The sequence below is a fragment of the Pseudoxanthomonas sp. GW2 genome (assembly GCF_000283075.1).
In the GTDB taxonomy this organism is placed as follows: domain Bacteria; phylum Pseudomonadota; class Gammaproteobacteria; order Xanthomonadales; family Xanthomonadaceae; genus Pseudoxanthomonas.
This window is the reverse complement of the sequence record NZ_ALIP01000167.1, coordinates 1-22944: the sequence shown is the minus strand read 5'-3', so window position 1 is coordinate 22944 and position 22944 is coordinate 1. Positions and strand designations below refer to the sequence as shown.

Here is a 22944-nt window from a genome sequence, read left to right as displayed (position 1 = left end):
GAAGTTCTACTTTTGAAATGCCTGCTTGACGGGGAAGCTTACGATACCATCCACCCCGGACTCACTGCCTGATTGGCTACAAGTTCCATACTCAGGTCACAGGTCCTTCACCGCCACGCCAGCCTCGGCCTCACGCAGGAAGCCGATGATCTGCTCTTCGGAAAAGCGCTTCTTCACGTCCAATCTCCGTCTCGTTGGGGATTGGACTCCAAATCGCCGTGCTACTCAAAACCGGGGGGACGTCGCGGCCATCGAACTGGCCAAGCGCTTCGAAGGGTTTGAACGCAAGGTGAAGCGCGGCACGGAAATCAGTGCCATCCCCTACGTGTGCCCCGCAGGTTTCTGGACGATTGGTTACGGCCATCTCTGCGATCCGAAGCACCCACCGATCAGCGAGGCCGAAGCCGAGGTCTATCTGGTTCGAGATCTGCAGACGGCACTCGCCGCAACGCTGCGCTACTGCCCGGTGCTGGCCACCGAACCCGAGAGCAGGCTCGCCGCCATCGTGGACTTCACGTTCAACCTCGGCGCGGGGCGGCTGCAGACGTCGACGCTACGGAGGCGAGTCAATCAGCGCGACTGGCCCAGCGCCGCAACCGAGCTGCGGCGCTGGGTCTTTGGCGGTGGCAAGGTGCTGCCGGGGCTTGTCACGCGGCGGGAGGCCGAGGCGACTTGCCTGCTCCGCGCCGCCTGATAGGCCGGGTCGACTCGATCAAATCCCCGGTTGCAGCTCCACACGCACTTCGCGCGTTTTGCCGGCCCGTTCCACTGACAAGACCACCACATCGCCGACCTTCCTGTCGTCTAGCCGCGCGAGCAGCTTAGCCACATCGTCTGTCGCCTTGCCATCAACACCGATGATGCGGTCGCCGGGCACGATGCCTTGCGACGTGACTTCGACACCCGCGAGGCCGGCCTTGTGCGCTGCCGAACCAGGGGTAACACGCAGCACGAACACGCCCTTGCTTCCAGTCAGCGCCAGCAGGCGCTGATTGAGTTGTTCGTCCACCTCAATGCCCAGCGCCGGACGGATGTACTTACCAGTCTTGATGAGTTGCGGGACTACGCGCATGACGGTGTCCACCGGCACGGCGAAACCAATCCCGGCCGAGGCGCCGGAGGGGCTATAGATCGCCGTGTTGATGCCGATGAGCCTTCCTGCCGAATCGAGCAGCGGCCCACCAGAGTTGCCAGGGTTGATGGCGGCGTCGGTCTGGATGAGGTGATCGATGGCCGGGCCGCCCGCTTCTCCGGGTAACGAGCGGTCGAGCGCGGAGACGATGCCGGTGGTGAGCGTCCAGTCCAGGCCGAAGGGGTTGCCGATAGCGAACACCTTCTGACCCACTTTGAGGTCGGCACTGGTGCCGACCGGCACGGCCGGCGGGCGCTTGAAACCGACGCCGATCTTGAGCACAGCGATGTCGTGCGCTGGGCTTACCCCCACCAGCGCGGCCTGGTAGTCGCGGCCGTCGGCCAGTTTGACGGTGGCTTCGGACGCGCCCTGGATGACGTGGAAGTTGGTGACGACGTGGCCGGCGTCGTCCCAGATGAAGCCCGAGCCGGTGCCACGCGGCACGGAGAAGACGTTACGCGTCCAGACATCGCGTACTAATTGCGCGGTGGTGATGTAGACCACCGAGGCGCGCGATTTTTCGAACAGTTCGATGGTGGCTTTCTCGTCCGCCGCCAGGTCGCCGCGCGCCGTCACAGTCCGTTCTGCCGCCTCGCGCGGACTGAACCAGTCCTCGATGGCGGGCAGAAACTGCCACAGCAGCATGAGCGCGGCAATGCAGGCGGTGATGAAGAGCCAGCGACGGATAAAGTGGTCCTGTGGCGGGCGACCGTACGGGTCGGGGTAGGCCATGAGAACTCTCCTGTTGATAGGCAATCAGCGCCATAGCCCGCTCGGGCGCCAGCGCGGCGGGCACGGCGTCACAGCGGATTCCGGCAAGAAATGGGGCGCGTGAAACGGCAAGGCTGTTGCTGGTCCAGGCGCCAACGTCAGCAGGCGTGAGATACGATCTTGCGTTGCCGGATGGGTGCGCAACCAGGAAGGCTCGGGATTGCCCCATCCCGGCCACAGCCAGGCACGCCAGGAGCGACTGACCCGCTCGATCTTCGCCAGCGCGGACGCCAGCCCTTGCGGGTCGCCGGTCAGTTCCGCCGCGAGGCGGTCAGCGTCGAACTCACGCACGCGAGACAAGCCGAGCTGTGCGAGCAGGGCCAGCTGGGGCGAGGCGGCCAGCAGAAGCAGTCCAGGCCAATTGACCGCCACCGCGCCGGCCAGCAGTGCGGGCAAGCTGAACACAATAGCGATCTGTCCGACCATAGCCAGCAGGCTCGTGAGGCGACTGACGGAATCCGCCAGCCCCATGACACGCAGATCCTCATTAGCGATGTGCGCGACCTCGTGCGCGAGCACCCCCGCCAGTTCGCGCGAACTCAGGTTGCGCAGCAGGCCATCGGTGAGGGCGATCGATGCATGCTGCTTCGAGCCGGTGGCGAAGGCGTTGACGACGGCACTGGGCACGTAGTGCGGCACCGGCGTGGCGGGCAAACCGGCACGGGCGGACAGCTCGCGCAACAGAGCCCAAATTTCCGGGGCTTCGTGCGGGCGCAAAGCGCGTGCGCGGTACAGGCGCAAGGTCAAGGCGGATGCGGCTGCCGGTTCCAGCAACAGCGTGCCTGCAACTGCAAACAGCGCGAGCCACAGGCCGCTTTCCCCGAACAGCAGGCTTCCTGCGGTGGCTGCGATCCCGATCAGGGTCAGGACCAACAGCCCAGTCTGCAGGCGGTTGAGCCAGCGGTGTTGCAGCAACGCCGCGCGCGGGTCACTGGGATGATGACGGATCATGCTCAGATGTCTTGACGGCGCGGTCGTCGCGCTCGCGCAGCAGCCAGTAAGTGGCACCGAGCGCCAGTGTGGCTCCTGCAAGCGCGGCGATCTTGCCAGGGCTCGCCTCGGCGTCGAGGATCACGAATTTGCGCGCCAGCGCGATCAGGCCGATGAGGATCACGGTCTTGACCTGGATGATGCTGTCCCGACGCAGCGCCACGCGCACGATGGAATGCTTGAACTCCATCGCGATCAAGAGCGTCATGATCATGCCGAACACACTCTGGAATACCTTGTGATCCAGGGGATTGAAGGCATCGAGGACCAGCAGCGTGAAGACGATGGCGATGAGCTGGAACAGCGACACCACGATGATGACGGCAATTACCGCCGACAGAACGAGGGCGACGACCTGCTCGAAGCGCTCGTAAACCGTCATCAACCGCCACTGGGAGCGCATCTCGTCAAGGGCCGTGTGGCCAGATTCTTTATGCATAAGCGTTGCGCTCCCTCTTTCAATGAAACGTTAATGGAACGGGGAGTCCGAGAAGACGACTCGATTGCACCTGGACCGGCCAGATTTCCGTAGACACTCAGTCGCCGTTCTGCGCGTAGCGCCTCTCAAACTCTACCGGTGACAGTCCGCCAGCGGAACCATGTCGGCGGATGGGGTTGTAGAACATCTCGATGTAGTCGAACACGTCCGATGCCGCAGTGGCCCGTGTCGGGCAGATCCTTCGCTTGATCCGCTCCTTCTTCAAGACGCTGAAGAAGCTCTCGGCCACCGCGTTGTCATGGCAGTTCCCGCGACGACTCATGCTCGGCACCATCCGGTGAGCCTTCAGGAACGACTGCCAATCGCTGCTGGTGAACTGACAGCCCTGGTCGGAGTGGACCATCACGCCCGGTCCCGGCTTGCGACGCCATGCCGCGGCGACCAGCGCCTGCAGCACCAGATCGCTGGTCATCGTCGGTGCCGTGGCCCAGCCCACGATCTGGCGCGAATACAGGTCCATCACTGCCGCCAGGAACAGCCAGCCCTCGTAAGTGCGAATGTAGGTGATGTCCGTGACCCAGATCTTGTTCGGGGCCTCTGGCGTGAAGTCCCGGTTGAGTACATTGGTCACCAGGCCCACGGGGCCGCCGCGATGGCGCGGCTTGCGGCCATACCCGACCTGCGCACGCAGGCCCTCGGCCTTCATCAAGCGCAGGACACGGTGCCGGCTACAGTGCTCGCCAGCATCGCGCAGATCCAGGGTGATCTTGCGATAGCCATACACTGTCCCGCTGGCCAGCCAGTGATGCTTGATCAGGCCCAGCAGACGCTGATCCTCGCGTTCGCGAGTGCTGGCGCCGTGGCGCAGCCAGGCGTAATAGCCGCTGCGTTGCACACCCAGCACCCGGCACATCGCCACCAGACGGAACTCGCGGACGTGCGCACGCATGAACGCGTACTTCGCCCTTACCCCTTGGCAAAGTACGCGGCGGCTTTTTTTAGGATGTCGCGCTCCTCGGTCACCCGCCGCAGCTCGGCCTTGAGCCGGCGGATCTCGGCTGAGTCGGTCGGCGCTACTGCAGCACCGGATGCCGGTGTCGCCTTCCTGGCGGCCTGCACCCATCCATAGAGCGTGTGCTTGAGAATGCCGATCCGGGAGGCGACGTCCACCACCGTGAAGCCACGCTCGATCACCTGCTTCACCGCTTCGGCCCGGAACTCATCCGTGTACTGCTTGCTGTTGCCCATAAACACCTCGGTCATTGCCATCAATTATGGCGTCCGGATGTCTACGAAAGGCTGGCCGGTCCACTGTGACATGGGGATTCGAGCTGTAGCCCTTGCGTCAGTTGCCGGATGCTGTATTCATCCAGCGTTTCCCGTGCGAGCAGTTCGCGCGCGCACCGCTCCAGCACTTCCCGGTTAATTTCGAGAATTCGGTATGCACGATCAAACACACCCATCACGATGTCACGGATGGCTTGGTCGATGCGTGTCTGAGTCGATTCGGCTACCCGGCAGCCACCCTGTACCAGTTCAGGCGCATCAAGAAAACGCGGCCTCTGTGCCTCAAAAGCAACGTACCCCAAGCCCTCATCCATGCCGAAGCGCGTAATCATGTCGCGGGCGATGTCGGTGGCCCGCGCGAGATCGTCTGAAGCCCCTGTGGACAGCTCGCCAAACACGAGCTTCTCAGCCGCGCGCCCTCCCAGGAGCACGGCGATCTTGTGCTCCAGGTCGGCACGTGTCATCAGAAATCGGTCTTCGGTGGGCCGCTGCAGGGTGTAGCCGAGTGCACCGATGCCACGCGGAACGATTGAAATCTTGTGTACCGGATCGGTGCCGGGCAGCGCCAGCGCCACCAGCGCATGCCCCATCTCGTGATAGGCCACGGTTTCCCGCTCCTTCGGATTGAGCACACGGTTCTTCCTTTCCAGGCCGGCCACGATGCGCTCGATGGCGGCGGTGAAGTCTTGCAGTTCCACAGCCTGCGCCTTGCGCCGCGTCGCGTTCAGCGCTGCTTCGTTCACGAGATTGGCCAGATCAGCGCCGGAAAAGCCGGTGGTCAGCGCCGCCACCTGTTCGAGATCGATATCCTGAGCCAGCGTCACCTTCTTGACGTGGACCTTCAGGATATCCAGGCGACCTTTCTTGTCGGGCCGGTCCACCAGCACCTGACGGTCGAAGCGACCGGCGCGCAGCAGCGCCTGGTCGAGGATTTCGGGCCGGTTGGTGGCGGCGAGGATGATCAGCCCCACCGAGCTGTCGAAGCCGTCCATCTCGGTGAGCAGCTGGTTGAGCGTCTGCTCACGCTCGTCGTGGCCGCCGATGGGCCCGCCGACGCCGCGTGCACGGCCCAGCGCGTCGAGTTCATCGATGAAGATGATGGCCGGCGCCTGCCCGCGCGCCTGCTCGAACAGGTCGCGCACCCGCGCCGCGCCCACGCCGACAAACATCTCGACGAACTCCGAGCCGGAGATAGAGAAGAACGGTACCCCGGCCTCGCCCGCCACGGCCTTGGCCAGCAGGGTCTTGCCCGTGCCGGGCGGGCCAACCAGCAACACACCTTTCGGGATGCGCGCGCCGAGGCGGCCGTAATCCTGCGGGTTCTTCAGGAAGTCGACGATTTCGACCAGCTCGGCCTTGGCCTCATCGACACCCGCGACATCGGCAAAGGTGACGCCGGTGTTCTTCTCCATGAACACCTTGGCGCGGCTCTTGCCGATGCTCAGGAAGCCGCCCATGCCCTGCTTCTCGGCGAAGCGGCGGAACAGGAAGAACCAGACGCCGAAGAAGGCCACCGCCGGCAGAATCCAGGAGAGCACATCACGTAGCCAGGTGCTTTCCACCACCCGCGCGTAAGGCACGTCGTACTTGGACAGCCGCTCGGCCAGGTCGGGTTCGACGCGAGTGGCCACGATGGTGGTCTTGCCCTGGCTGTCCGGCGATTTCAGGCGCCCGGTGACCGTGCGGTCCGACACCAGCACTTCGGCGACGCGCCCCTCGGCCAGCGCCTTCTCGAATTCGCTGTAGGGCACGGGCTCGACGGTCTTGGCCGCCTGCCAGTAGTTCTGCAGCGTCAGCAGCAACAGGCCGGCGACGATCCAGTAGCCAATGTTCCATTGATCTTTCTTTTCCATGGCAATGTTCCTCGCAAGTCGTGCCGCTAGAGAATGGGGGTGAACAGACGGGCCACCCCGTCGCGCAAGCGGATGGCCAGCGGGCGGGCGCGCAACGCCATGGCCGATATCTCGTTCGATGCATCACGGGCGGCATCAAAAAGGGATTCCAGCCGCGTAGACAGCGCGGTGTCGTACACCTCCACATTGAACTCGAAGTTGAGGCGCAGGCTGCGCGCATCCCAATTGGCCGAACCCAGGCAGCACCACTGGCCGTCTATCAGCATCAGCTTGCTGTGGTCGAACGGGCCAGGCCGTTCGAAGATGCGTACACCGTGCTCCAGCACCTGCCAGTAGTGGGCGCGCGCGGCCCATTGCACCGTGGGATGGTCGCCGTTTGCGGGCGTCAGCACCTCGACGCGCACGCCGCGCAACGCGGCCGTGCTCAGCGCCGCGATCATCGGCTGATCGGGCACGAAGTAAGGTGTCCAGATGCGCACCGAATGCTTCGCCGCGCTCAAAGCGCCCATGAAGGTCCAGCGCAGCCGGTCCAGGGCCTCATCGGGACCGGCCTCGATGCCGCGCGCCCAAGAGGTTCCTTGCTCATCAGCCGTTGCGGGCGGTTCGCCCCAGAAACCCTCGTTGAGCCGCTCGCCCGTGGTATCGCACCAATCGTCGGTGAAGCACCGCATCAGATGCGCAACCACCGGCCCGCGCAGACGAAAGTGCAAATCGTGACAGGCCTGCTCCGGCGCATCGGGCCGCCAATACGGGCTGACGATGTTCATGCCGCCGGTGAAACCCGTCTCGCCATCGATCACCAGCAGCTTGCGGTGATTGCGCAGATGAGCGGCATGCAGGCGCGCGGGAATCAACGTCGGGTTGAACGTCGCCACCGGAACGCCGGCGCGCTGCAAGGCGCGGTAGGCGCTGCGGGGCGTCCAGCGGGCATACACGTCGTCGATCAGCACCCGTACTTGCACGCCGCGCTCATGAGCCCGGCGCAGCGCATCGACGAACTGCGCCCCGATGCCTTGGCTGTCGAAGATGTACGAGGTCAAGGCGACGCTGTACCGCGTCGATTCGATGGCGGCGAGCATGGCCGGGTAGGCCTGCTCGCCATCGACAAGCGGCTCGATGCGGTTGCCGCCGGTCAGCGACTGGCCGGTGGCGCGTCCCACTAGGTGGGCCAGACCGGCAAGCGGCGGCGATACAGCCTCGGGCATCGTGGGCGAGAGGTCCTGCCGAGCAGCAGGATCTGCCCCCGAGAAGAGCCGCCGCGCCCGCCGCTGGTAACGGTTGATGCCGAACAGCCCATACAGCAGCGAACCGCCCAGCGGCAACAAGGCGATCAGCAGTACCCACAGCGTGGCCGATCGAGGGTCACGCTTGTAGATGACCGCGTGCCCCGCTGTGGGGATAGCGACCGCCAGCGACACGAGGGTGGCTGCCCATGTCAGCCCGTTGGGGTCGGACACGACAGCCTCCTCATGACTCAAGATTCGCCGCCCGCTGACTTCTTCTTGCGCGCAGGCTTGCTCGCGTCGCTAGGCGGCGTCTCGGCCGCGTTCGCGGCATCGGGCTTCTCAGGCTCGGCCGGCTTCGCGGGTGGCTCCTGGCGCTCGAAGACCACCCGTTCGGCCTTGTCGTCCCAGCGGGCGCTGACGTGATCGGCCTTGCCGATACCGCCACCCAGCATCTCGCGCGCCAGTGCCGTCTCCAGCTCGCTGCGGATCAGCCGCTTGAGCTCACGCGCGCCGAACTCGGGCTTGTAGCCTTCCTCCGCGAAGTGATCGATCAAGGTCTGGTCGAAGGTCAGCGTCACGCCCTGGCTGGCGGCGTTGCGGGCCACACGATCGAGCTGCAGGCCGACGATATGGCGGATCTCCTCCTTGCCCAGCGCGTGGAAGACGATGATTTCGTCGATGCGGTTGAGGAACTCGGGGCGGAAGTGTCCGCGCAGCACGTCCATCACCTCGGCCTTGGTCTTCTCGTATTCTTCGCCGGCGGCGCCACGGGCCTTCAGCCGACGCTGGATGATGTCCGAGCCCAAGTTCGAGGTGGCGATGATGATGGTATTGGTGAAATCCACCACCCGGCCCTTGCCGTCGGTGAGCCGCCCGTCGTCGAACACCTGCAGCAGGATGTTGTAGACGTCGGGGTGAGCCTTCTCGATCTCGTCCAGCAGCAACACGCTGTAGGGCTTGCGACGCACCTTCTCGGTGAGCTGGCCGCCCTCGTCATAGCCCACATAACCCGGAGGCGCGCCCACCAGGCGTGCCACGGTATGGCGTTCCCCGTACTCGGACATGTCGATGCGCAGCAGCGCACCTTCATCGCCATAGATGGACTCGGCCAGCGCCTTGGCGAGCTCGGTCTTGCCCACGCCGGTCGGCCCGAGGAACAGAAAAGTCGCCACCGGCTTGCTGCCTTCGCGCAGGCCCGCGCGCGACAACCGCACGGCATCGGCCACCGCGCGCACCGCTTCGTCCTGGCCCACCAGGCGCTCGTGCAGCCGCTGCTCCAGATGCAGCAGCTTCTCGCGTTCTTCCACCGTCAGCTCGTTGACCGGAATGCCGGTCAGACGCGAGACGATCTGCGCGACATGCTCGGCCTTGACTTCGGCGCTGCCCGAGGCGCGCTCGCGTTCCCATTCCTCGACGAGCTTCTTGAGTTCAGTCTCCTTGGCCTCGATGCGCTTGCCCAGCTCGGCGGCCTTGTCGTACTGCTTGCGCGAGGCCACATAGTCCTGCTCACGCCGTAGCTGGTGCAGTTCGGACTCCAGCTCTTGCACCGCCACCGGGCGGGCCGTGGCCGACAGCTTCACGCGTGCGGCCGCCTGGTCGAGCAGGTCGATGGCCTTGTCAGGCAAAAAGCGCGCGGTGATGTAGCGGTCCGACAACTCGGCGGCGGCGATAATCGCATCCTCGGTGATGCTGACCTTGTGGTGCGCCTCGAAGGTGTCGCGCAGGCCGCGCAGGATCATCATGGTCTGCGCTACCGTCGGCTCGGGCACCATCACCGGCTGGAAGCGACGCTCCAGCGCGGCGTCCTTCTCGATGTACTTCTGATACTCGTTGAGCGTGGTGGCGCCGATCAGGTTCAGTTCGCCGCGCGCCATCATCGGCTTGAACACGTTGGCCACGTCCAGCCCGCCTTCGCCGCCACCCTGGCCTGCACCGACGATGGTGTGCACCTCGTCGATGAAGAGAATCAGCTCGCCCTGGTGCTCGGTCACTTCCTTGAGCACCTTCTGCACGCGCTCCTCGAACTCGCCCCGGTACTTGGCGCCAGCCACCATGGCATTGATGTTGAGTTCCACCAGGCGCTTGTCGCGCAGCGTCTCAGGCACTTCGCCGGCCACCATGCGCTGCGCCAACCCTTCGACGATGGCGGTCTTGCCGACGCCGGGCTCGCCGATCAGCACCGGATTGTTTTTCTTGCGCCGGGCCAGCACCTCGATGGTGGTCTCGATCTCCTGCGCACGGCCGATGACTGGATCGAGTTTGCCCTCGCGCGCCATCTTGGTGAGGTCGCGCGAGTATTTATCCAGCTCGGGCGTGTTGGTCGGCGTCTCGGCGCGGCCATCCTCGGCCCCTTTGCCGACCACCTTGCTTACCTGCTGGCGCAGCGCTTGTGGCGTGAGGCCGTAACGGCGCAGCAGGTTGGCCGCCAAACCTTCGCCTTCCTCGGCGAGCCCGATCAGGAAATGCTCCGGCCCGACATAAGAGTGGCCGAGTTCGTTGGAGGCCACGAAAGCACGGCTGAGCGCGTCCTTGACCCGGGGCGACACGCCGATCTCGCCCTCGAACGGCTTATCGCCGCGCTTGGCTTCGGATTCGATCTGGCGCTTGAGGTCATCGACCTTGATCTTGAACTGCCCCAGGATGGTCTTGACCACGTCGCTGCCGGATAGCGCCAGCAGCAGGTGTTCGGTATCGACTTCGGCGCGCCCGAACTCTGCAGCGTGTCGGGCGGCCTCCTGCAATAGGGCCTCGGACTGTTCGCTGATACGGCTGGCGAGCCCACTGCCGCGACGGCGCGCGGTGCCCGTACCGGCCGGGGCGGGTTCGCCGAACGAGGCATCGACGACCTCGTCGGTATCGGCCGCCATGGACGGTGCGTCGTCACCGATGCGGAAGAAGTCGCTGCCAAGGAAGTCTTCGAACAGCCCGCTGCGCGAGCCGAACAAGGCTTCCAGCGGTGAGACGGTGCGCTTTTGCTGGCGCACCAGTTGGCGATAGTGATCGTCACACAACAGCATGGTGCTGTGGCGACCATTGAGATTGGCTTCCACCCGCACCGTGGCGGGTTGGCCGCAGACTTGGCATTGTTTTCTGGCCATGCTGATGCTCCTGTAAAGATCTGACGAGGCCCCGCCGATCACGGTCATCTCTTTGTGGTTTTTGAGAAAAACGCGCTGCCCCGCGTCAGCCGTTGATCGGGATCGAGCGCCCCTGCTTGGGCGTACTGGCCTCGCGCTTTTCCATCGTGATCGTGAGCACGCCGTTCTTGAAAGCGGCCTTGATCGTGTCCTGGTTGGCATCGGCCGGCAGGTTCAGAGCGCGCTGAAAGCTGCCGTAGGAGCGCTCCACCCGGTGGAAACCGCCGCCTTTCGTTTCCTGCTCCTGACGCTTTTCACCGCGCACCAGCAGCACGTCGTTCTCGAGCGTGATCTGGATGTCTTTTTCCTCGACGCCGGGCACTTCCAGGGCGATCTTGTACTGCTTGTCGGTCTCCTGGATGTCCAGCGCCGGTTTCAGCAGGCCCGGCCACTCCGACGGCCAGCGTGGCATGGCCAGCGTCGGGAAACCGAAGCCTCGAAACGCGTCGTCGAACAGGCGATCGATCTCGCGATGCAATTGCAGGATGGGGCTGACCGGCCCACCCGCCACCGGCAGGTCATTGCGCTGCACCGGCAGCGAGGCAGTGCTCTGTTGTTCTTCCTGCTCCTTCTTGAACCAGTTCCAGGGAGCCAATTGCTTGAAATCAATGTCCATGTCACACCTCCAGAAGAAAAATTGAAGACTCTCGCTCACGCCGTTTGCCTGCGGCGACGGACAGCGCGCCCAGACGACACGGAGTGTTCCGCTGACTTTGGCTGCTCATCTGTGCGTATCACCTCCTTCTTTCTGCCTGCTTGGATCTGATCATTGATCCATCGATCGATTTCACTTTGACGAAACCGCCACGTCCCGCCGACCTTGAAGGCCGGAATCTCCCCGTGCGAGGCGAGCCGGTAAAGCGTCCGCTTGCCGACTTTCAAGTAGGCAGCCAACTCCTCGAGTGTGAAAATCGCCTGCTGGCGCGCTGTCATATCACCCCCACAAGTTCCGCCTTCGTACAGCCTCAATCGAGGATTTTTTGCAAAACCTTGCAAGAACATTGCGCCTAACATGCAGGAAGTCAAGAGTCAACATCCCGCGATCTGCTTGGCGAATGATGTGACTCAAATTTCCAGAGAGGGTGTGCTGGGGCAGTCCGATCCGGCGATAGGCAAAGGTTTAATCGGGAGCGGATGCCGCCGTGTTTCGAAACGTCGGTACTTGTCGACATCTACCGACGAAACGGAACAAGTGCCGACGCGGGAAGACCTTTCTGGATTGCCACTACCATCCACGCCGGCAGGTGAGTCCTGGTTTCGAGCACGGCGTTCCAGTCATCCCGCCCGATGCGCCCAACCAACTTGCCGACGTGGTTTCGGCGAGGTCCGGGCCAAGCCATTCAAGGGCTATGACGACATCACCGGCGAGACTATCGCCCAGCACCAACATCCACCTGGGGGCACGGCGGATCTCGATGACCTGCTTGCCGAGATTGAGCGTCCGCGCGCGGCCGTCGGTCAGGTAGATCTGTCGGACGGGGACCTGCGTGGTCAGCCCCAGGGCACTGGCCGCAGCCGCGCCATGACGGACGATGGCGTGCCCCGTGATGCGCGTGAGGGACTGGACCAGTTTGTCGGCGGGCGGCGGGACTGAACCGAAGCGGCTGGCCGTCACGGCGACGTACATGCCGCGCGCCACGCGCCTCAAACGCCCATGCCGTGCCAAGCGAACCAACTGCCGCGACGCTTGATCGCGATTGACCAAGTGCTCCAGGTCCAGGCTCCTGAGCAAGGCGCCCTCCGGCTGCGCATCGATCCAGCGGCTGACGATCTCAGCTTGTTTGGCCATGGGCAACGACCGCAGACTGGCTGGTTGATATCTGCAGGCACGACTCCTCGTAGGCTTCGATGTCGACTTGGCGGTAAATCACCCGACCACAGAGTTTCAGGAATTTCGGCCCAATTCCCACGCTACGCCAGCGTTCGAGGGTGGCTTCGCTGATACTCCAGCGGGCGGCCAGTTGTTTTTGATTGAGGTGAACGACGTCCATCTTGGTCTCCTTCCGCATGAGTTGGCAGGAGTCCATGAAGGCGCTGTTCGGTCCGCCAGCCAGGTCAATTCAGAAGACGCGCGGTTACTACGGGAGATCGTTCAGCTCGTAGCTGGTACTGCGCCCGCCCGCATTCGATTTCCGCAGCACGCCGCGCGCGAGCAGGTCGTTGATGTCGCGCAGCGCCGTGTCTGGCGAGCACTTGGCGATCGCCGCCCACTTGCTGCTGGTGAGCTTACCTTCAAAGCCATCGAGTAGCCGGTTGAGCAATTTCACCTGTCGCTCGTTCAAAGGTGTGGCTGCCCAGTGCTGCCAGAAGCGTGCCTTGGTCAGCACGGCATCGAGGGTGTGCTGCGCCTGATCGACGGCGCGATGCAGGGTGTCGAGGAACCAGGCCAGCCACTCGGTGACGTCCATGGACCGCTTCTGGGTGCCCTCCAGAATATCGTAGTAGGCCTTGCGCTCCCGCTGGATCTGCGCCGACAGGCTGTAGAAGCGCTGCGGGCTGCCGTCGGCGCGCGCCAACAGCAGGTCGCCGATGGCCCGGGCGATACGGCCGTTGCCGTCGTCGAACGGGTGCAAGGTCACGAACCACAGATGGGCAAGCCCCGCCTTGACGAGCGGTGGCTCACCCGAGTCCGCATTGACCCATTCGAGGAAACGACCTGTCTCGGTCTCCAGTCGATCGGCGGGCGGCGCCTCGAAATGCACGCGCTGGCGGCCGATGGGGCCGGAAACCACCTGCATGGGGCCACTGGCGTCGTCGCGCCAACTGCCGACCTTGATCCTGGAGAGGCCGGAGTAACCAGTGGGAAAGAGCGCCGCGTGCCAGCCGAACAACCGCTCGCGGGTCACCGGCGCCGCGCAGTTGACCGTGGCGTCGAGCACCATCTCCACCACGCCTTCGACATGACGATCGACTGGAGCCAACGCCCCGATGTCGACGCCCAGCCGGCGAGCGATGCTTGAGCGCACGGACTCGACGTTGAGCTGCTCGCCCTCGATTTCGCTGGTCTTGACCACGTCTTCGGTGAGCGCCGCCAGGCTGGCCTGATCGCGCAGCGCCATGCCCACGTCGGCCAGACGCCCCAGCAAGAGCCCTTGAGCACGACTCACATCCGCCATAGGGCCAGCGAGCGCCGCCAGGTCGAAGCGCCAGTCCGGCCAGTCACTGGCCTGCCAGATGTACTTGTAATCGCCGCTGTTCATGCGGAGATTATGGGCTTCATTCTCCGCATGCGCAAGTTATTCACCGCATATAATGCGGCGATAGAAGGTGCGATTCCCCGCACCCCGGGCTGCCTTACCCCGGAATGGGTGTGAATGGGTGTGCTCTTGGTCGGGAGGACGGACGCGGGTTCAATTCCCGATTCCGGAATCGAACCGGACCAGAGAAGCATACGAATTTGAACGGCCATATCGGTGACCGATCCACGGGAAAAACCGCTTGATCGTCCGCTGCCTCTGGCCTGTCAACCCCCGCTTTTCGCAGCAGCCAGCAGGACTTATCAACTTGCCGGAACGCCGGTATCGCGTACTTTCTTCAACGGTCGTTTGGCGCGGGCTGCCGCCCCACCACCAATATTCCAGACAAGGCCCGGGCAACCCCCGGGCCTTGTTCTTTTCCGGCTTCCGCTGCGATGCTCGCCGCCTCGCCGGTCGCGGCACGGAAAGGAACGCCATGGCACCCCGTCCCTGGATCGCCCTCGCCCTGCTGGCGGGCCTCGTTTCCGCCCCATCCCATGCCGGGATGCGGGTGTTCCCCGATCCCGCCGCCACCGGCCAACGCATTGCCGCGAACGTGGGCGGCCGCACCGCGCCGCATCCGCAAGGCATCGCCCACCAGTGGCCCGGCGTCTACTTCGAGACCGCATTCGATGGCAGCGAGGCCGTATTCGAGCTGGTTCATCCGCCGCTGGCCCTGCACGTGCTGGTGGACGGCGAGCGCATCGACACGCTGCGCCAGGCCACGCCGGGGCGCTACCGCGTGACCGGACTGGCCCCGGGCCGGCACCAGCTTCGCCTGGAAACGGCGAGCGAAAGCCAGTCCAGCGTGCATGTCTTCGGCGGCTTCCTGCTGCCGGAAGGGAGCAAGCCGGCGCCGATGCCGCTGCGGGCACGCCGGATCGAGTTCATCGGCGACTCGCATACGGTCGGCTACGGCAGCATCTCCACCCACCGCGAATGCAGCAGCGAGGAGGTCGATGCAACGACCGACACCAGCGCAGCCTTCGGCCCGCAGGTGGCGAAGCACTACGGCGCGGACTACCGGATCAATGCCATTTCCGGCCGCGGCGTGGTCCGCAACTACGACGGCCACGATGGCGACACCCTGCCCGTCGCCTGGCCCTACCTGCTGCTCTCGCACGAACACCCCGACAACGACGCCTCCTGGCAGCCGCAGCTGGTGGTGATCGCCCTGGGCACCAACGACTTTTCCACCGCACTGCACGAGGGCGAACCCTGGGCCGACCGCGCCGCCCTGCGTGCCGATTACGTGCGCACGTATGCCGGCTTCGTACGCCAGCTGCGTGCACGCTGGCCGCAGGCGCACTTCGTGCTGTGGGCCACCGGCTTCTTCGAGGGGGAAATCCGCGAGCACGCGCGCCAGGTCGTCGAAACCCTGCAGCGCGAGGGCGAGCACCGGATCAGCTTCCTGCCGGTCGACGGCCTGGACATGCAGGCCTGCCACTGGCATCCATCGGCGGCCGACCATGCCCGCCTGCGCGACGCGCTGGTGGCGCACATCGATGCCCTGCCCCCGCCCTGGGAAACGCCCGTGGACTGACTCAGTGCGCGCGCCTGCGCCACGGCCGGCGCGCGCGGAACAGCACCAGGTAGGTGCCCGCGACCCAGGCCAGGCCCGCGGCCCAGCCGGCCATGACGTCGGAGGGGTAATGCACGCCCAGGTACAGGCGCGACAGACCCACCAGCAGCACGAACGCCACCGCCGCCACCGCCACCGGCCAGCGCCAGCGGGTGCGCCACGCCAGCAGGATCGCGACCATGGCCAGGGTCATCGAGCCCATGGCATGGCCGCTGGGGAAGCTGAAGGTGGTCTCCGGGGCGATCGATTCCCACAGGTCCGGGCGCGCGCGCTGGAAGCTGTGCTTGGCGGCCAGGTTCAGCAGCGCCGAACCGACGAAGGACACCGTGGCGAAGGCCGCCTCGCGCCACTTCCTCTTCAGCAGCAGGACCAGCGACAGCAGCACGTCGAGCGGGATCACCCCGTACTCGTAGCCGGCATGGGTGACGGCGACGAAGAACGCGTCCAGGCGCGGCCCGGCCAGGCCGTTGAGCCAGCGCAGCAGCGCCTCGTCGGCGTGCACCATTTCCTCCAGCTCGTGGACCTCGTCGGCCAGCTCGGCGAACAGCCACAGCGGGGCCAGCACCCCGAGGAACAGCAACAGCAGCAGGCCCAGCCTGCGGCGCGGCGGCAGCACCGGCGCCGCGGAGTCTCCCGGAGGCGGCTCAGCCGGCCTTCCGGGCATACCGGGTCTCGACGTACTCGTCGATCAGGGCCACGAACTCGGCGGCGATGTTCTCGCCCTTGAGCGTGACCTTCTTTTCCCCGTCCACGAACACCGGCGCCGAGGGCGCCTCGCCGGTGCCCGGCAGGGAGATGCCGATGTCGGCATGGCGCGACTCGCCCGGGCCGTTGACCACGCAGCCCATCACCGCCAGGGTCAGGTTCTCGGCGCCGGGGTGGGACACGCGCCATTCCGGCATCTTCGCCCGCACGTGTTCCTGCACGGTCTTGGCCAGCTCCTGGAAGAAGGTGCTGGTGGTGCGGCCGCAGCCCGGGCAGGCGGTGACCATCGGGGTGAAGGCGCGCTGGCCGGTGGTCTGCAGCAGCTCCTGCGCCACCACCACTTCCTGGGTGCGCGGCTGGCCCGGCTCCGGCGTCAGCGAGATGCGGATGGTGTCGCCGATGCCTTCCTGCAGCAGCACCGCCAGCGCCGCGGCGGAGGCCACGATGCCCTTGCTGCCGATGCCGGCCTCGGTCAGGCCCAGGTGCAGGGCGTAGTCGCAACGCGCAGCCAGGTCGCGGTACACCGCGATCAGCTCCTGCACGCCGCTGACCTTGCAGCTGAGCACGATGCGCTCGGCCGGCAGGCCCAGCTCCACCGCGCGGTCGGCCGAATCCACCGCCGAGCGGATCAGCGCCTCGCGCAGCACCCGGCCGGCGTCCCAGGGTTCGGCGCGCTGGCTGTTCTCGTCCATCAGCCGCGCGGCCAGGGCCTGGTCCAGCGAGCCCCAGTTGGCGCCGATGCGCACCGGCTTGCCGTACTCGATCGCCTTCTCGATGATCGCGGCGAACTGGGTGTCCTTCTTCTTGCCGAAGCCGACGTTGCCCGGGTTGATCCGGTACTTGGCCAGCGCCTCGGCGCAGGCCGGCTCGGCGGCCAGCAGCTGGTGGCCGTTGTAGTGGAAGTCGCCGATCAGGGGCACGTCGATGCCCATCATCAGCAGCTTCTCGCGGATCCGCGGGATCGCCGCGGCCGCCTCCGGGGTGTTGACCGTCAGCCGCACCAGCTCCGAGCCGGCGCGCCACAGTTCGGCCACCTGCTTGACCGAGGACGCCACGTCCGCGGTGTCGGTATTGGTCATGGACTGGACGACCACCGGGGCACCGCCGCCGACCGGCACGCCGCCGATGTTGACCTGGCGGGTGGGACGGCGCGGCCAGGGTCCGATGGAAGCCGGCGGCGTGGGCTGGGTGACGGCATCGTGCTGCATGTGCGCATTCTAGTCGCCCGCGGCCGAACATGGCCGAACCGGCGCATTCCGGCCGGCGGCCGACGCGGCCTTGCCACCGACCGCGGCATACTCGTCGCACCCGGCCCGCGCGCCCAGGACACCGCCATGCTCAAGCCCAGCTACCCGCTCTACGTCGCCAACGCCGCCGAAACGCCCAATACCGACCTGGAAGTCCGCGACAAGTACAGCGGGGAGGTCGCCACCCGGGTGGCCATGGCCGACGCGGCCACGGTGGAGCGGGCGATCGCCGCGGCGGTGGAGGCCGCCCCGGCCATGGCCGCCCTGCCCCCGTTCCGCCGCCAGGCGGTGCTGGAGCATTGCACCGCCCGCTTCCGCGAGCGCGCCGAGGAGCTGGCCCTGGCCCTGTGCATCGAGGCCGGAAAGCCGATCAAGGACGCCCGCGGCGAGGTCACCCGCCTGATCGACACCTTCCGCATCGCCGCCGAGGAGGCGGTGCGGATCGAGGGCCAGACCGTGAACCTGGAGATCTCCGAGCGCGGCCGCGGCTACCGCGGGATCTGGAAGTGGGTGCCGATCGGGCCGTGCAGCTTCATCACCCCGTTCAACTTCCCGCTCAACCTGGTGGCGCACAAGGTGGCCCCGGCGATCGCCGCCGGCTGCCCGTTCGTGCTCAAGCCGGCCGGCAAGACCCCGGTGGGCGCACTGATCATCGCCGAGATCCTGGCCGAGACCGACCTGCCCAGGGGCGCATTCTCGGTGTTCGCCTGCGACAACGAGGTGGCCGCGCCGCTGGTCGAGGACGACCGGATCAAGCTGCTGTCCTTCACCGGCGGCCTCATCGGCTGGGACTTCAAAGCCCGCGCCGGGCGCAAGAAGGTCACCCTGGAGCTGGGCGGCAACGCCGCCTGCATCGTCGACGCCGACCAGGGCGGGTGCCTGGACCACGTGGTCGAGCGCCTGGCCTTCGGCGCCTACTACCAGTCCGGGCAGAGCTGCATCAGCGTGCAGCGGATCCTGGCCCACGCCGACGTCTACGACGCGCTGAAGGACAAGCTGGCGGCGAAGATCGCCACTTTCGTCGCCGGCGACCCGAAGGACGAGAAGACCTTCATCGGCCCGATGATCGACGAGGACGCGGCGCGCCGGCTGGAAGGCTGGATCGAGTCGGCGCGCAAGGCCGGGGCGAAGGTCGTCGTCGGTGGCGGCCGCAACGGCAACATGCTCGAGGCGACCCTGCTGGAGGACGTGCCGGCGCATTGCGAGCTGCAGCGCCAGGAGGCGTTCGGCCCGGTGGCGCTGCTGCAGCGCTTCGAGGATTTCGATTCGGCCCTGGAGACGGCCAACGATTCGGACTTCGGCCTGCAGGCCGGCGTGTTCACCGACAGCCTGGACCACGCCATGCGCGCCTGGGACCGGCTGCAGGTCGGCGGCGTGGTGGTCGGCGACGTGCCCAGCTTCCGCATGGACAACATGCCCTACGGCGGGGTGAAGGATTCCGGCTTCGGCCGCGAGGGCGTCAAGTACGCCATCGAGGACATGAGCGAGATCCGGCTGCTGGTGATCCGCAGCTGAGCCGCCGCGCTCAGCGCACCCGGCAGGCCGAGGGCCGGCCCAGCAGGTAGCCCTGCCCGGCGCTGCAGCCCAGCTCCAGCAGGGTGGCGCGCTGGGCCTCGGTCTCGATGCCCTCGCCCACCGTCTCCATGCCCAGGCTGTGCGACAGCGCCAGGATCGCGCGCACCAGGGCCAGGCTTTCCTCGCGCCCGCCCTCGGCGTCCAGGCCGGCGACGAAGCTGCGGTCGATCTTCAGCCCCAGGATCGGGAACCGGTGCAGGTACGACAGCGCGGAGAAACCGGTGCCAAAATCGTCCAGCAAGGCGCCCACGCCGCGCGCGCGCAGGCTGTCGAGCATGCGCCGGATGCGCGGCGCGTCGTCCATCAGCGCCACCTCGGTGATCTCCAGGCGCAGCCGCGCCGGGTCGGCGCCGGCGCCGTCCAGCAGGCCCAGCAGGCGGCGGGCGAAACCCGGCGAACGGAAGTGGCGCGGCGAGACGTTGACCGAGATGTAGCCGCTGCCGCCGCGCGCCAGCTCCTCAATCACCTGCTCGTACAGCAGCCAGTCGACCTGCTCGATCAGCCCGCTCTCCTCGCCCAGGGCGATGAACGCCGCCGGCGACAGCAGGCCGCGCTTCTCGTGGCGCCAGCGCAGCAGGGCCTCGTGGCCGACCACCGCGCCATCCTCCAGGCGCACGATCGGCTGGTAGTACGGGATGAACTCGCGGCGCTGGATCGCCCGGCGCAGGTCCGCCTCCAGGTCCAGGCTGCGCACGGCCTGCTCGCGCATGGCCTCGTCGAACATGGCGTAGCGGTCGCGGCCCTCGTTCTTGGCCCGGTACATGGCCGCGTCGGCGTCGCGCAGGAGCTCCTCGCCGCTGCGGTAGCGCGGGTGCCACAGGGCGATGCCCATGCTGGCCGAGGGGAACAGTTCGCGGCCGGCAACCCATAGTGGCTGGCCGATCACGCCCAGCAGCCGGCGCGCCAGCTCGCGCACCTCATCGTGCCCGTCCGGGCAGGCGGCCAGCACCGCGAACTCGTCCCCGCCCAGGCGCGCGACCACGTCGCCGGGGCGCATGGCCGACACCAGCCGCCGCGCCACCTCCACCAGCAACTCGTCGCCTGCGGCGTGGCCGATGCTGTCGTTGACCACCTTGAACCGGTCCAGGTCAAGGAACAGCACGGCGAAGGCGTGCCCGGCGCCATCGCCGGCGCGCCGCAGCGCGGCGCCCAGCGAATCCAGCAGGCAGGCGCGGTTGGGCAGCCCGGTCAGGGCGTCGTGCAGGGCCTGGTGGGTGAGCCGCTGCTCGGCGCGCAGGCGCTCGCCGATCTGCGCCAGCAGCTGCTCGTTGGCCCGCTCCAGCTCGCTGGTGCGCTCGGCCACGCGCCGCTCCAGGTCCGCATGGGCCAGGCGCAGCCGTTCCTGCGCCGCCTGCCGGGCCAGGCCGGTGCCGATGTTGTGGGCCACGAACGAGAGCAGGCGTTCGTCGTCGCTGCTGAAGCTGATCTTCGGGTCGTAGCTCTGCACCGCGATCACGCCCACCACCTCGCCGTCGCGGCGCAGCGGCACGCCCAGCCAGCTGCTGGCCCGCACCGGGCCGGGGTCGTGCACCTCGCCGGCGGCGATCAGGCGGTCGATGTCCGCGCGGTGCGCCAGCAGGGTCGTGCCGGTGCGCATCACGTACTCGGTCAGGCCCTTGCCCGTACGCCGCGGCGGGCGGTGGTCGCCGCCCTGGTCCACCGAGTACACGAACTCGATGGTCTGCTGGTCCTCGGCGAGCAGGGCGATGTAGAAGTTGCGCGCGTACAGCAGGTCGTCCACCGCGGCGTGGACCTTGGCGTAGTACTGCTCCGGCCCCTGCGAACTGACCGCCATCTCAGCGATGCGGTACAGCGCGTGCTGCAGGCGCTCGGCGCGCTGGCGCTCGAGCACCTCCTCCTGCAGCTCGCGGTTGGCCCGTTCCAGTTCCAGGGTGCGCTCCAGCACCCGGCGCTCCAGTTCCACCTGGGCCTGGCGCCGGTCCAGCATGGTCTGCACGTGCTGGGCGACGAAGCCCAGCAGCGCGCGGTCCTCCTCGCTGTAGCAACCGGCGCGGTCGTAGCTCTGCACCACGATCGCGCCGCATACGCGCTCGCCGCGGCGCAGCGGCACGCCCAGCCAGTCCAGGCTGTCCGAGCCATGGCGCCGGCTGCGCTGCGGCAGGCCCAGGGCGCGGCGGATCCCAGCCGAGGGCCCGCGCAGGGCGCGGCCGTGGCGCAGCAGGGCCAGGGTGAGGCTGTCGGCCATCTCCTGCACCGGCCACTCGCGGCCGCCGTCCGCCAGTTGCGGGTCGCGGTCGTCGGCGTAATAGAGGAAGCGCAGGCTGCCGCGCCGCTCGTCGTACTCGACGATGTAGCAACTGGGCGCGTACATCAGCGTGCCGATGATGCCGTGCAGGCGCGCCAGCACTTCCTGCATCTCGACCTCGCCGCCGGCCAGGTCGGCGATCTCGTACAGCGCCTGCTGCAGCCGCCGCGACTGTTCCAGTTCCTGCACCCGGGCCTGCAGCCGGCGCTCGTGCAGCTCCGCTTCCAGCAGGGTGCGCGCCGCCGCGCACCAGGCCTGCCGGCGCGCCGGTTCCAGCGTGTCCGGACACCCGGCCAGCGCGGCCAGCCGGGCCTCGCCCTCGTCCCAGGCCGCGCCCAGGACCCCGTCGGGCACCGGGCCGCCGTCCAGCACCTGCTGCAGCCGCGCCCAGGCCTCACCGTCGCTGGCACCGGCGCAGGTGGCCAGGCCCGCGGCCTGCCAGCCCAGGGCCATCCACCCTGCCTCCGGCAGCAGGGACGCAAGCACGGCCCAGGTCCGCCCGGGCCCATCGGGCACGGCGGCACCGGCGGCCGGTGCCGCACCCTCAAGGCCACTGCAATGGATCATCTGTCCTGGATCGAGCTTGCCGGCAACGGCGGGCGCCAGCATAACGGTCCGCCCCGCCGATTTCTCGACCCCAACGCACTGTTCTGTGCGTTGTATCCAACATGAGCACGTGCCCCGCCGCCGCCCTGCCCCTGCCCGCCGCGGTGCCGCTTGCGTCCGGCGCCGGGCGCGCTAGGGTGCCGCACATGGAGCAGGCGGTGGACCCACCCGGAGACGAGATCCTGATGCAGGCCTGGGCCGCGGGCGACGTTGCCGCGTTCGAGGCCCTGTACGCGCGCCACCGCCTGCCGCTGTTCCGCTTCCTGCTGGGCCAGCTGCATGACCGCGCCCTGGCCGAGGAGCTGTTCCAGGACGTGTGGCAGCGGGTGGTGGCCGCACGCGACGGCTGGCGCCCGGACGCGCCGTTCGCGGCCTGGCTGTACCGCATCGCCCACAACCGACTGGCCGACCACTGGCGCGCGCTGAAGCACCGGCCGCCGGCGCCGGCCGACGCCGACGAGCGCACCACCGCGCTGGCGGACCCGGACGACCCGGAGCGGCACGCCAGCCGTTCGCAGCAGGCCGCGCGCCTGTACCGGGCGCTGGACGAGCTGCCGGCCGAGCAGCGCGAGGCGCTGCTGCTGCGCCTGCATGGCGAACTGCCGCTGGAGGAGATCGGCCGCATCACCGGGGTCGGCCGGGAGACGGTGAAGTCGCGGCTGCGCTATGCCATGGACCGCCTGCGCGGGAGGCTGCAAGCATGAGCCGGCACGCCCCCCTGACCCCGGAGGAACTGGAACTGCGGCGCCAGCTCGAGGCGGCTGCCGGCCCGGGGCCGTCGCCGCAACTGGATGCACGCATCCTCGCTGCGGCGCGCCAGGCCGCGGCTCCCCCTGCGCACCCGGCAACCGCCACGGCGCCGGTGGCCGGCGGCTGGCGGCGTGCGCGGCGG

General features: G+C 67.1%; 19 protein-coding genes and 2 pseudogenes. 5 read left to right on the top strand and 16 right to left on the bottom strand.

The features are described from left to right. Positions 1-99: 99 nt before the first annotated feature. Positions 100-177: pseudogene (locus B351_RS18220) on the bottom strand (transposase); the annotation flags it as partial. On the opposite strand from B351_RS18220, the gene B351_RS0115895 reads away from it, so the two are divergent. Continuing rightward, positions 146-694 (top strand): lysozyme, encoded by a 549-nt coding sequence (locus B351_RS0115895; RefSeq protein ID WP_083852483.1) that lies wholly within the window; start codon positions 146-148, stop codon positions 692-694. The pseudogene B351_RS18220 and the gene B351_RS0115895 sit on opposite strands and share 32 nt — an antisense overlap. Positions 695-712: 18 nt before the next feature. Here the strand turns inward: B351_RS0115895 and B351_RS0115890 are convergent, their stop codons facing one another. The 12 genes from B351_RS0115890 to B351_RS0115840 form a co-directional block, all read right to left on the bottom strand. Beyond that, on the bottom strand, positions 713-1864 hold the full coding sequence (locus tag B351_RS0115890; protein ID WP_019400019.1) for a S1C family serine protease: 1152 nt from the start codon (positions 1862-1864) through the stop codon (positions 713-715). Between the two features lie 24 nt (positions 1865-1888). Further along, positions 1889-2854 (bottom strand): zinc metalloprotease HtpX, encoded by a 966-nt coding sequence (locus B351_RS0115885; protein ID WP_026010807.1) that lies wholly within the window; start codon positions 2852-2854, stop codon positions 1889-1891. Then, the gene (locus B351_RS0115880; protein WP_019400017.1) at positions 2832-3332 is read right to left on the bottom strand and encodes a phosphate-starvation-inducible PsiE family protein; all 501 of its coding nucleotides are present in this window, start codon (positions 3330-3332) and stop codon (positions 2832-2834) included. Before B351_RS0115880 ends, B351_RS0115885 begins: the two co-directional genes overlap by 23 nt. A gap of 97 nt (positions 3333-3429) precedes the next feature. After that, a protein-coding gene (locus tag B351_RS0115875) for an IS3 family transposase (protein WP_232207954.1) occupies positions 3430-4580 on the bottom strand; the annotation gives its coding sequence in 2 pieces (ribosomal slippage) (positions 3430-4334 and positions 4334-4580; 1152 coding nt in all). Positions 4581-4621: 41 nt separating this feature from the next. Continuing rightward, a complete protein-coding gene (gene ftsH, locus B351_RS0115865) occupies positions 4622-6472 on the bottom strand; it encodes an ATP-dependent zinc metalloprotease FtsH (protein WP_019400014.1) in 1851 nt (616 codons plus the stop codon). Between the two features lie 26 nt (positions 6473-6498). Further along, on the bottom strand, positions 6499-7929 hold the full coding sequence (gene cls, locus B351_RS0115860) for a cardiolipin synthase (protein WP_026010804.1): 1431 nt from the start codon (positions 7927-7929) through the stop codon (positions 6499-6501). A gap of 17 nt (positions 7930-7946) precedes the next feature. Beyond that, positions 7947-10796 carry a heat shock survival AAA family ATPase ClpK gene (clpK, locus tag B351_RS0115855; RefSeq protein WP_026010803.1) on the bottom strand — a complete coding sequence of 950 codons (2850 nt, stop codon included), beginning with the start codon at positions 10794-10796 and terminating at the stop codon, positions 7947-7949. An 85-nt stretch (positions 10797-10881) separates the two neighbouring features. Next, positions 10882-11451: an Hsp20/alpha crystallin family protein gene (locus B351_RS0115850; RefSeq protein WP_026010802.1), complete on the bottom strand. Its 570-nt coding sequence runs from the start codon at positions 11449-11451 to the stop codon at positions 10882-10884. A gap of 35 nt (positions 11452-11486) precedes the next feature. Further along, a complete protein-coding gene (locus tag B351_RS17470) occupies positions 11487-11768 on the bottom strand; it encodes a helix-turn-helix domain-containing protein (protein ID WP_083852480.1) in 282 nt (93 codons plus the stop codon). Between the two features lie 292 nt (positions 11769-12060). After that, entirely contained in the window at positions 12061-12624 is a 564-nt protein-coding gene (locus B351_RS17055; protein WP_050992272.1) for a DUF6088 family protein, read from the bottom strand. Continuing rightward, positions 12608-12826: an AlpA family transcriptional regulator gene (locus B351_RS17465; protein ID WP_083852481.1), complete on the bottom strand. Its 219-nt coding sequence runs from the start codon at positions 12824-12826 to the stop codon at positions 12608-12610. Before B351_RS17465 ends, B351_RS17055 begins: the two co-directional genes overlap by 17 nt. A gap of 87 nt (positions 12827-12913) precedes the next feature. Continuing rightward, on the bottom strand, positions 12914-14035 hold the full coding sequence (locus B351_RS0115840; RefSeq protein ID WP_019400010.1) for a Fic family protein: 1122 nt from the start codon (positions 14033-14035) through the stop codon (positions 12914-12916). 472 nt (positions 14036-14507) lie between these two features. Here B351_RS0115840 and B351_RS0115835 point away from each other — a divergent pair, with 472 nt between their 5' ends. Next, positions 14508-15614, top strand: coding sequence for an SGNH/GDSL hydrolase family protein (locus tag B351_RS0115835; RefSeq protein WP_050992271.1), 1107 nt, complete (start codon positions 14508-14510; stop codon positions 15612-15614). 1 nt (position 15615) lies between these two features. On the opposite strand, the gene B351_RS0115830 is transcribed toward B351_RS0115835, so the two are convergent. Both B351_RS0115830 and ispG read right to left on the bottom strand, forming a co-directional pair. Continuing rightward, positions 15616-16317 (bottom strand): phosphatase PAP2 family protein, encoded by a 702-nt coding sequence (locus B351_RS0115830; protein WP_026010801.1) that lies wholly within the window; start codon positions 16315-16317, stop codon positions 15616-15618. After that, positions 16298-17566 (bottom strand): flavodoxin-dependent (E)-4-hydroxy-3-methylbut-2-enyl-diphosphate synthase, encoded by a 1269-nt coding sequence (gene ispG, locus B351_RS0115825; RefSeq protein WP_019400007.1) that lies wholly within the window; start codon positions 17564-17566, stop codon positions 16298-16300. The genes B351_RS0115830 and ispG overlap by 20 nt, the downstream gene beginning before the upstream one ends. 126 nt (positions 17567-17692) lie before the next feature. Here ispG and B351_RS0115820 point away from each other — a divergent pair, with 126 nt between their 5' ends. Beyond that, positions 17693-19120, top strand: a complete 1428-nt coding sequence (locus B351_RS0115820) for an aldehyde dehydrogenase family protein (RefSeq protein WP_019400006.1) — start codon at positions 17693-17695, stop codon at positions 19118-19120. 10 nt (positions 19121-19130) lie between these two features. Here the strand turns inward: B351_RS0115820 and B351_RS0115815 are convergent, their stop codons facing one another. After that, a complete protein-coding gene (locus B351_RS0115815; protein ID WP_125109402.1) occupies positions 19131-22013 on the bottom strand; it encodes an EAL domain-containing protein in 2883 nt (960 codons plus the stop codon). 185 nt (positions 22014-22198) lie between these two features. Between B351_RS0115815 and B351_RS0115810 the strand changes: the two genes are divergently transcribed. Both B351_RS0115810 and B351_RS18095 read left to right on the top strand, forming a co-directional pair. After that, the gene (locus B351_RS0115810) at positions 22199-22756 is read left to right on the top strand and encodes an RNA polymerase sigma factor (RefSeq protein ID WP_019400004.1); all 558 of its coding nucleotides are present in this window, start codon (positions 22199-22201) and stop codon (positions 22754-22756) included. Next, a pseudogene (locus tag B351_RS18095) lies at positions 22753-22944 on the top strand (hypothetical protein); the annotation flags it as partial. The gene B351_RS0115810 and the pseudogene B351_RS18095, both read left to right, overlap by 4 nt.